At 60.4% G+C, this 9,110-nt stretch carries 14 protein-coding genes; 9 read left to right on the forward strand and 5 right to left on the reverse strand.

The window, feature by feature from the left end; all coding sequences use genetic code 11:
* The first annotated feature begins 46 nt into the window (after positions 1-46).
* The 4 genes from BN1233_RS37920 (at position 47) to BN1233_RS37935 (ending at position 2,277) form a co-directional block, all read left to right on the forward strand.
* Positions 47-358, forward strand: a complete 312-nt coding sequence (locus tag BN1233_RS37920; RefSeq protein ID WP_046868846.1) for a hypothetical protein — start codon at positions 47-49, stop codon at positions 356-358.
* 124 nt (positions 359-482) lie between these two features.
* On the forward strand, positions 483-1,163 hold the full coding sequence (locus tag BN1233_RS37925; RefSeq protein WP_046868847.1) for an invasion associated locus B family protein: 681 nt from the start codon (positions 483-485) through the stop codon (positions 1,161-1,163).
* Between the two features lie 85 nt (positions 1,164-1,248).
* Positions 1,249-1,740 carry a hypothetical protein gene (locus BN1233_RS37930; protein WP_147707771.1) on the forward strand — a complete coding sequence of 164 codons (492 nt, stop codon included), beginning with the start codon at positions 1,249-1,251 and terminating at the stop codon, positions 1,738-1,740.
* Between the two features lie 111 nt (positions 1,741-1,851).
* Positions 1,852-2,277 (forward strand): MarR family winged helix-turn-helix transcriptional regulator, encoded by a 426-nt coding sequence (locus BN1233_RS37935; RefSeq protein ID WP_048710418.1) that lies wholly within the window; start codon positions 1,852-1,854, stop codon positions 2,275-2,277.
* 89 nt (positions 2,278-2,366) lie between these two features.
* Here the strand turns inward: BN1233_RS37935 and BN1233_RS37940 are convergent, their stop codons facing one another.
* On the reverse strand, positions 2,367-3,107 hold the full coding sequence (locus tag BN1233_RS37940; protein ID WP_147707772.1) for a hypothetical protein: 741 nt from the start codon (positions 3,105-3,107) through the stop codon (positions 2,367-2,369).
* A 2-nt stretch (positions 3,108-3,109) separates the two neighbouring features.
* Positions 3,110-3,406 (reverse strand): hypothetical protein, encoded by a 297-nt coding sequence (locus BN1233_RS37945; protein WP_046868850.1) that lies wholly within the window; start codon positions 3,404-3,406, stop codon positions 3,110-3,112.
* Positions 3,407-3,708: 302 nt separating this feature from the next.
* Here BN1233_RS37945 and BN1233_RS37950 point away from each other — a divergent pair, with 302 nt between their 5' ends.
* The 4 genes from BN1233_RS37950 to BN1233_RS37965 all read left to right on the forward strand — a co-directional run bounded on the left by BN1233_RS37950 (position 3,709) and on the right by BN1233_RS37965 (position 5,610).
* Complete coding sequence (locus tag BN1233_RS37950) at positions 3,709-4,119, forward strand: hypothetical protein (protein WP_046868851.1); 411 nt, start codon at positions 3,709-3,711, stop codon at positions 4,117-4,119.
* Between the two features lie 36 nt (positions 4,120-4,155).
* On the forward strand, positions 4,156-4,590 hold the full coding sequence (locus BN1233_RS37955) for a hypothetical protein (RefSeq protein WP_046868852.1): 435 nt from the start codon (positions 4,156-4,158) through the stop codon (positions 4,588-4,590).
* Positions 4,591-4,804: 214 nt separating this feature from the next.
* The gene (locus BN1233_RS43850) at positions 4,805-5,182 is read left to right on the forward strand and encodes a DUF1653 domain-containing protein (RefSeq protein WP_048710415.1); all 378 of its coding nucleotides are present in this window, start codon (positions 4,805-4,807) and stop codon (positions 5,180-5,182) included.
* A gap of 173 nt (positions 5,183-5,355) precedes the next feature.
* Positions 5,356-5,610, forward strand: a complete 255-nt coding sequence (locus tag BN1233_RS37965; protein ID WP_046868853.1) for a hypothetical protein — start codon at positions 5,356-5,358, stop codon at positions 5,608-5,610.
* 342 nt (positions 5,611-5,952) lie between these two features.
* Here the strand turns inward: BN1233_RS37965 and BN1233_RS37970 are convergent, their stop codons facing one another.
* A complete protein-coding gene (locus tag BN1233_RS37970; protein ID WP_046868854.1) occupies positions 5,953-6,690 on the reverse strand; it encodes a C40 family peptidase in 738 nt (245 codons plus the stop codon).
* Between the two features lie 307 nt (positions 6,691-6,997).
* Positions 6,998-7,717, reverse strand: a complete 720-nt coding sequence (locus BN1233_RS37975) for a response regulator transcription factor (protein WP_082145892.1) — start codon at positions 7,715-7,717, stop codon at positions 6,998-7,000.
* A gap of 172 nt (positions 7,718-7,889) precedes the next feature.
* On the opposite strand from BN1233_RS37975, the gene BN1233_RS43855 reads away from it, so the two are divergent.
* Positions 7,890-8,612, forward strand: coding sequence for an XF1762 family protein (locus BN1233_RS43855; protein ID WP_052764108.1), 723 nt, complete (start codon positions 7,890-7,892; stop codon positions 8,610-8,612).
* A 7-nt stretch (positions 8,613-8,619) separates the two neighbouring features.
* Here the strand turns inward: BN1233_RS43855 and BN1233_RS37985 are convergent, their stop codons facing one another.
* On the reverse strand, positions 8,620-8,829 hold the full coding sequence (locus BN1233_RS37985; protein ID WP_046868855.1) for a hypothetical protein: 210 nt from the start codon (positions 8,827-8,829) through the stop codon (positions 8,620-8,622).
* Positions 8,830-9,110 lie beyond the last annotated feature (281 nt).

Genomic DNA, 9,110 nt, shown 5'->3' on the forward strand with positions numbered 1-9,110 from the left:
GATCTCACTGGGCAATCACCGCAAAAAATGAGAGACCGGGTGCGCCATGTTCGATTTTTACATCATCATATTGATCTTCGGCACGTTCAGCGCCGTGGTCCTCGGCGTCGGGATCGTCATGAAGGACCCAGTCGTCCTCGGTTTTGCCTGCCTCATGGGGGTGGGAACTCTGGTGGCCGCGACGAGCGTCAGCGTCTCCGAGCCGATCAGACTTCCGTCCGAGGCCGAATGCACCGCCTTGGCCGCGCGAGCACGCGCCGGCGACATGGCCGCGATCGAGGGTTATCGAAAAATTACGGTTCCCTGTTCAAAATTTCTTAAATCCACCAGGCCACGGGTTCCGGCCACCGTTCAATAGGCCGGCAACCCGAGATATTCCTTGCACGGCCATGTGGGCCGCTATGCCTCATCCCCTCCTCTCCGAGCCAACCCTGAGCGTTAAGTCCAGCGGGTTCGGCCTTCCGACGAACAGGATTAGCACCATGTCATTCTCGCGCGGGCTTACTCCAGGGGTCCGGTCCGGCACCTTGATCGCCGCACTGATGGTTGCTGCGGGCTCTCTTTCGGCCGCGGCGCAAAATCCTTCGGGGCAGGAGAACCAGTCCGCTCGGGCATCGGCCGAAGCTCCGGTGAACCCGGGTCCGACCGTCATTGCTGTTCAGCCCCACCCGTCTCAGCCGGACTGGACGAAGATCTGTAATGGCGAACCGGAACCCGATGGACCGGTCTGCTACACGACCCGGGATTTCGTCTCGACCGAGGGGCAGCCCCTGCTCGCTGTCGGCCTTTACGACATCAAAGGCCAGAAGGACTACAAGCTCGTCCGGATCCTTCTCCCGCTGGGCCTCCTCATGCCGCAGGGCATCCGGATCGCCATCGATCAGGACGATCCAATCCCGGGAAAATTCTCGATCTGTCTCCCGAATGGGTGCTTTGCCGAAGTCCTCGTCGATCCGAAAGCCATCAGCTCGCTCAAGGACGGAAGGGTCCTCACGGTCGGGGTCCAGAACCAGATCGGGCGCGAGGTCGCCTTCGTAATGCCGGTCACGGGTCTCGGAAAGGCTCTCGAAGGCGACCCGATCGATCCACAGGCTCTCGCCGAGCAGCAGCGGAAATTGCACGAAGAGTTGCAAAAGCGCGCCGAAGACGCTCGCGCCCAATAATCGGGAATACGATTCCAAAAGCCGGGGGCTCACTCCCCTACTTCTTCGCCAGACGTGAGCCGTTTCTACATAGGCTAGGAAACCCATGATGGACGACAAATCCCAAGCGCAAATGCCGACCGACCCAGAGCAGGCTCGCCTGGTTGCCTGGGACGGCCTGACCGGGACAGCGCCGGCTGGCGAGATCTATGCGATCACCACCGAGCCGCATGAAACGCATCCTGGCCTGCTCCGTCACACGATCGAGTGTGTCAGCGCGCGATCGGCATCGGTCACGCTGGGCAGCACCCCCGACACAGCCGGTATGGTCATGGAGGATCTCAAGGACGAGGCAGAGCCTTGGGCAGCCGCCAACATGATCCTGGCCGGCCGCGAGATCGAGATGACGGCAGACCAGCTCGAGTCCGGACTCGCATGCCTTCGTGAAGACACAGCCGAAGGTGTCGAGATCCTTGAGGCTCGTGTCCCGCTCCGCGCCAGGCGGACTCGGGAGGAATTCGAGTTCAGAATGGCCGAGATTGCGAACGAAGTGGCCGCCGGCCGCGCCGCCCTGGCCCGTCACGGCTGCCACGTGTAGTGCCACGCCAAGTCCACGTGTAGTGCCACGCCAAGTCTATGTGAGCCAACGACCAGGTCCACCTCGTCTGACCTCTTGGCTCATCAAACAACAAGAGAAATAAACCACACGATGTCGACCTTCTCGAAAGACCTCAGCGTCCTCGTTCAACTCGTCGAAATTCTCCGCGACGTAGACGGAGAGATGCCAATGCAAATGGCCCACTGCCTGCTGTGTGTGGCTCTGCGTCCTGGTCTGACGATGCAGGACCTTTGCGAGATGACGGGGCTGTCGCAGTCTTCGTCATCCCGGAACATCCAGACGCTCGGTGAGTGGCACCGGTTCGGCAAGCCGGGATACAACCTCGTCCAGGCCGTCGATGACCCGGTCGACACGCGCCGCAAGATCATGTTCCTGACTCCGAAGGGGAAGCAGGTCCTGAAACGGCTGCTCTCAACTCTCCGAGGTGAGGCCGTGACGGAGATCGACCTCCCGAATCCCAAAGATGTGATTGGCCAGCGCAGAGCTGCTCGCCGCGCCTCTGCAACGGGCGCCTGACGAGAGGCTGGGATTTCGCACGCCTCCGATGCAAACCGGCCCGCACTCTCTGATGAGAATACGGGCCGGCAGATCTTCCAAGACCGATCTCAAACGATCAACAGGGCGCCGTAGTAGGACCCGGAATACTGACCGCTGTCGGCTGTCGCGATCATCACGCCGAGCGAGCCGCTGAGCTCATCCGGATAGAAGACCTCGAGCGAGTCCAGTGCGCTGCGGATCTGCTCCTCGGTTCCGGAAATCCGGACACCGGAAATCACCTCGAGGTCCGGCACATCGAAGAAGGTCCAGGTCGCACCGGAATCCTCGTACCTGATGAACTCCATCGAGTTCGCGCTCAGCGTGAGATCGACGCTCGTGACCTGCTCGGACCCGTCCGCATCGGTGGACGACCAGGTCAGATGCTTGCCAACCGAGATCCATTCATTCGTCGTGAGGTCGATCGGGCCGTCGCTGATGATCCAAGGATCCGGAGTCGGCTGCATGTCGACGACAAGATTCCCAGAAAGGATCTTCGTGCCATCCTCGGCATAGCGGTCGACGACCAGCGTGAAATCGTCCCCGAAGTCAGGCGCGGGCGTGACGGAGAGCGTCTTCAGGAAGTCCTTGACGTCCTGATGATTGCCGGTAATCGAAATTCCGGAAGGAACCTCCTCGATCGTGAGGGCCTCGTCGGGCTCGAACCCAAACTTCGCGCCAGGCGGCAGGCCAGTAATGACGACGCGATCGACCAGGGACTCGTTTCCGTATTCGAGGGTAATCTTGCCGCCAAGATCGACGGACTGGTCCTCGAGCCCATAGGCGCTTCCGACCACGAGGATTTCCGGCACCTTCACCGGCTCCCACGGCGGGAGTTCAGGAACGGTCGGGACTTCCGCTCCGGGGTCTCGAACACGAGCTCGACCGGCTCCTTGAACGGCACGCCGTTCCCGCCGCCCGATTTTCCAGGAAATCCGTCCAGGAACTTGCCGACAACCTTTTCCTGGGTGACGTGAAGCTTTGTCTCCCCCGAGCCGGTGGTTTGTTCCCACCCGGTCCAGCGCCCGGGATCCGAGAACAAGCGCCCGCTCGGGTCAATTGCCGAATAATCGGCTTGAACGCCGTCCGGCACCTTTACCTTTTTTGCCATGATGCCCCCTAGTGCATCGAAAAGTGGCCTCCCCCGCTCCCTGTGCGGTCCCGGTTAAATGAGAACTGCAACTGCGGATGGGACGAGGCCCGTGCTGCGAATGGGGCACTCTTTCAAGAATCCTGGAGAAAAGCAAATTCAATTAACCATTGGCATCCGGGCCCGGAAATTCAACAAGCTTGGCATTTTCCGGCAACGGAAAATTTAAGTCACGCCAAGCCTGACGAGCGACACGATTTAAATAAATTCCCCCGCTTGACCCGCCGGCCATTAATTTATGTCCAGGAATCCCGAGAAATCACATGGCTTTGACAGACCGAGATATCGCTGCGTTCGCCGAGGCGGCTGTCGCCTTCGACTCCCTCGGATGCGACGACGAGAAGCGCCGTGAGCGCCTCCTAGAGGAATGCCAGAAAGCCGTCCTCGCCTATTATTCGCGGGCCCAGCAGGATGTGCGGGATTCCGGATTCCGCGTGACCCGGCGTGTTCGGGATGGTCTCTGGAGAGAGCTCCAGAAAATCCAGAATACAGCTCTTGCCCCGTTGACGATTCCGGCCAGCGAAGTCTCGAACAGCGCCATGGCGGCGGGCAACAAGGCGAAGCACCCGATCATTGTCCAGGATGGTCAGGTCAAGGAATGGGCCGCCACCGGATGGGTCACGGTCAGGCCTGCAACTCTCGACGACATGCGGACTTATCCCTTCGTTGTCTGATCAACCATCGTTCGTCACCCGTCAGGCGATTTCTCAATGCCCCACATCCACCTCATGCCTTGGCCCACATCCAAGCCTTACTCGCTCCTGTTCTTCCTCCGCCGGCCCGAGCCCAAACCGCTCCGGGAACCGGTTGCGGTCGAAGCGCCGGCGGTCATTTGCATGCTCTACAACGTGCCCCAAGGCACCTGGCATCCGGCCTGGTTTACGCCGTCCTCCGTGGCAATCGGCGGCGCCGAGGGCTACACCCTCTACGACATGGCCGGTCACCTTCCTCGGGGATTTCCCTCGCGAGATGCCGCCGCCGCCGCGGTTCAGGCACTCACTGGGACCGGTCAAGTCGTGTCGGCGGCATCCACGATCTTTGCCTGGGACGGAATGAGCGATCCCGGTCGATCGATCTTGGTCTGGCTCTCCGGCGCCAGTGCAGAGGATCCCTGGATCATCAACCCGCCACGGCCTCAGCACTGACGCCTGCCATTGCACCCTTCATCTGCTCCTCCGGGGAAGAGTGCTACCGGCGCGACAACGTTGTCGGTGTTGATCTGGAGGGGTAACGCGGTAATACCGCATGCGCCCAGCAATATCAGTGGACGCGCCGGCGCCCGTAATTCCATTTCCCAACATCGGGCCGCGGCCTCGGCCGTCTGACACTCTTTGAAATCATCACGAAAGAATTTCCTCCATGAGCATCGAGATTTCGACCCCAGTCGATCAGGCCCCCGTTGACAGCGACGCCGGGAGTCCATCGAAGCCGTATCCGGAAGAGCCCGCCTCTGGCTCCCCGATCGCCTCACCCGAACGCCCGACCCCGAAGCGGGCCCAGCTCTACCGTCATTTCAAGGGGAACACATACGAGATCGTCACGGTCTCGCAGCACACCGAGACCCATGAGGCCCTCGTCACCTATCGCTCATGGCCCCCGGTCGCCGGAGAGATCCCACACACGCGACCCCTCGAGATGTTCATGAGCACGGTCGATGGCGGGCAATACCGCTACGAGCCCTACAAGCCGCAGCCCTCGAAGCCGCGCGCGCCACATCCCACGTCCACTCGAACCTGACCCCGCGAATGATCAATGGCAACGAGAGAGCCCGCACACCTGCTCGCACCGTTGCCCATTGTTCCATGTCCTCGCCTGACCGTGATTGCCGGATCCCGACCGGCCGGGTTATCGCGGCCGTAACCATCTCCGTTGTAGTCTTGTCCGGCCCGGCCTCTAATGGGTGATCGAATATGTCCTCACCGAAGAAAACCCTGCTCGACAAATACAACCGGCTCCTCGAGACCGAGGCCGAAAAGGATCGGCTTCGTCCGCCTCGCCTCGTGACCCTGGTCGCGGATCGCGAATGGATCAAGGCCGTGGCGGCCCGCAGCGCAGCGCTCGATGAATTCGTCGCCGCGGCACGGCAGACCTGTGAGGCATGGCAGAAGCCGAAGGCAAAATCGGCAGCCGGCACGGCAAGCCGGGACCTCTCCGCGGAGACATAAAAGCAACGCCCCGACAAGGTCTGCGATCATCGAAAAACGCGGCTGCCTTATGCGTCCGTGAATCTTCTTGAGCTCCTGAGATCCGAGTAGGTCCGAGACAACCTATTTATCTTCGCGGAACTCCATGGCGCGCTTGATGCACGCATTGCACTGCTCCTCGCCAACCGCTGACGTACACGTGCAGCACCCGAGACCAATTCTGATCGCCCCTATGTTACTCTACTTTCGTGAAGATCATTAAGTCATTGATTTTCAGTCATCCGAATGACCGACCGGTACCGCTTTGTGCCCGGGTTTTGGGTCCCGGCACAAGTCCTGGTGAGTCCGCCAGCGCTATCACCATTACATGTCCGTGGCATCGCGCCACTTCATGGCTGCCACATCAAGCGGATCGTCGGGCGGAACTGAACCACCATCGGGGACCAAGTACCCGAGAAGCCAACCGAAGGTCGGATCTTTACAAAGACGCCCCGGAGAGAAACAGTCGGGCTGGTATGCCGCCTGTGCGGTTTCACCAATAACGCCGACAACCGAATAGCAGGCGACCACAAACGCAGAGCAGAAGAAACTGTGTTTGGCAAATTCATCGTCTGTCGTGACTTTGCCGTAGTTCATCCGGATGAATTCAAGCTGGTTGCCAAAGTAGTTTTTGCTGCGGCTCGGCAGGGCGATCGCCCCGATAGCGTCGTAGAATTTCTCATTCTTGAGAACAGCGTCGACAAATTCATTCAGCTTAGCGGGCCGATTTCCCCCGAATCCCAGCTGACTTCTCAACACGCCTACGCATTGGCTGCCACCCAGTGATTGGTCAAGGAGGTTGGTTGTAACGCCCGTTTTGACCAAGGATTCCGCAACACGATTATCACCCAGACAGATTGCGGCGTGGGTATATGGGCTGTCCGTGAACTTAGATATCAACCTCTGAAAGGTATTTGGCGCGCGCGGCCTGTAAAGCAACACGTCGCCGGGCAAGAGGTCTGAAGGCTGGATCACCGGTGGCGGACCAAAGAGCGTGCCATCGTAGTGATTTTGCGTCCCGTTTCCACCGGCGTTGGTCGGTGCGCTTCCGATTTTTCCCATTGCTCCCCCCGTGGTCAATTCTGTTCTCCCCACAGGCCATCAGCTTCCGCAGCTGTGACCATGTGCTCTGAATTCATCCATTGTCCGCTGCTGGTGTCGTATGGATCCTCGATGGAACCCCAGATCTGATCGCCCCTGTGTTACTCTACTTTCGTGAGGATCATTAGAACTCACAAATCCCAATGAGTGTCGCGATGACCTTCGCCCTCGTGCTGAAAGCGGTGAACCGCGTCATGACCTGGCATGAAGCCCGCCAGGTGGAGCGCCTGGGCCGCTGAGTCCAGCGGCCCAGACTCGCCCACTTCGCTCAAGCGGAGAGCGCCATATTCTCGTCGATGTTGCTGGGGTCGGCCAGCGAATAGCCGCGTCCCCAGGTGGTCGCGACATAGTTCTTGCCGCCCGAGGCTGTCGCGAGCTTCTTCCTGAGCTTGCAAACGAACACATCGATAATTTTGAGACTCGGCTCGTCCATGCCGCCATAGAGCTGGTTCAGGATCATCTCCTTGGTCAGGGTGGTTCCTTTCCGGACCGCCAGCATCTCGAGGAGTTCGTACTCCTTGCCGGTCAGGTGAACGCGATTGCCCGCCACCTCCGCGGTCTTCGCATCGAGATTGACGCTCAGATCGTCCACTGTGATCACCGTCGGCTCCTTCCCCTGAGTGCGGCGGATCACGGCCCGAACGCGCGCGATCAATTCATCCCGGTTGAAGGGCTTGGTCACATAGTCGTCGGCCCCGAACGACAGCCCTTTCACCCGATCTTCGACCCCCGCGATACCGGAGAGGATCAGGATCGGCGTATCGACCTGAGCCCGCCGCAGCTGGCGCAGGATGTCGTAGCCCGACATGTCGGGCAGGTTGAGGTCGAGGAGAACGAGGTCGAACTTCTCGCCGCTGACGAGGTCGATCCCGTCCTGACCAAGACCAACCGTCACGACATCGAAGCCCTCGGATTTCAGCACCAGCGCGAGAGTGTCCGCAGTGGCGGCGTCGTCTTCGACCAAGAGAATGCGCGTCGTCACCTTCACAGGATCTCCTTTTCTGCCGGCCGTTGGCGAGCGGCTCGCGCCCCCTGCCTCCTGTCTCGCGAGGCGCTCTGAAACGGTTCCGTAACCTTAGCTTCCCAATGGTTAAGAAAGCGGAACCCCGGATGCGCCAGCCCCTCCCGTTCTGGGACTCCCAAACTTTCCAGGCACCGCCGTGTCCAAACGATTTCTGATCGAGCCCACCGACCTAAAAACCGCCAACGAGATCGTGGCCCGCCTGCACCGACACTCAGAGCCGGTCGGCGTCTCAATCCGCCAGGTGATCGCGCGGGACCGCGCCTCCGGGCAGGTCGTCGGCACCGGAATTCTCGGGCGGCCCGTTTCACTCATTCTCGATGATGGCTTCACCCTTGAGGTCAGCCGGACTGCGACGGACGGCACCGAACATGCCTGCTCCGCCATTCTGGGCGCCCTCGCCCGTGAGGCCCGCAAGATCCTTTTGCGCGGCAATCCGGTCTACCGCCTCACTACCTACACACGCCAATCCGAGAGCGGTGCGTCCCTGCGGGCCGCCGGGTGGCGGTTCGATGCCAAGCACCACACCCAATTTGTGCCGAAGGGACTCGGGGTCGAACGCACGATCGTTCCGATTCAGCCGAAATCCTGGTCGAATCCCTCACGACCGCGGCCGGTCCGCGAACCCGGCGAACCGCGGCTGCGCTGGCTCAAGCTCCTGCCCGACGCTCTCGACGACGAGGCCGCCTTCAAAATGGGTCAGGCCGCTGCGGCCGCGGGCGCTCTGATCGGCAGCAACCCGTTCTCGTATCTTGAAGCCCGCGCGGATGGGAGCACGCAGCTCGTGTTTGTCGGGGACTATCTCTGGGAAATATGGCGCGAGGGATTCAGCGTCGGAAACACCCGAGCGGCCATCGCCTGAGAATTCGCTACGCAGCTCTTTTGAAGTGCCGCTTCGATGCCTCGCGCGGAATCGAATAATCCGATCCCCGGCGCCCGGCCAGATAGAGCCCGGCCAGAAGGGCGCACAGGCTTCCGCCGAACGGCATGCTGAGGATCGCAATCACAATTCCGAACGGCATCATGAATGCAGCGGTCAGACCAGCGCCGATCACGGCTGCGGCGACCAAAAAGATCACGGGCAATCTCCAAAAATAATGTCTTGCCGGGCTCAAGAGGGCACCCGGGGGAAACATCAATCCCATAAGATAATACCCTAAAATAATCGGGAAGTTCCATTACGGAAAATCCCCTATGACATCACGGATCCCGCGTTTGGCCATTTACGGTCTCATCCGGTAAGCGTCGCCGGCACCCGACCTGGAATACCAAGAATCAGGCATTGAAATACCTGAGAACGAAGGCAGCCGGCGGCATACGCTCAATTACGGCTCGCGTTCTCCGCTAACCCTGAATCCCT

This window comes from Microvirga massiliensis (genome assembly GCF_001006805.1).
GTDB lineage: Bacteria > Pseudomonadota > Alphaproteobacteria > Rhizobiales > Beijerinckiaceae > Microvirga > Microvirga massiliensis.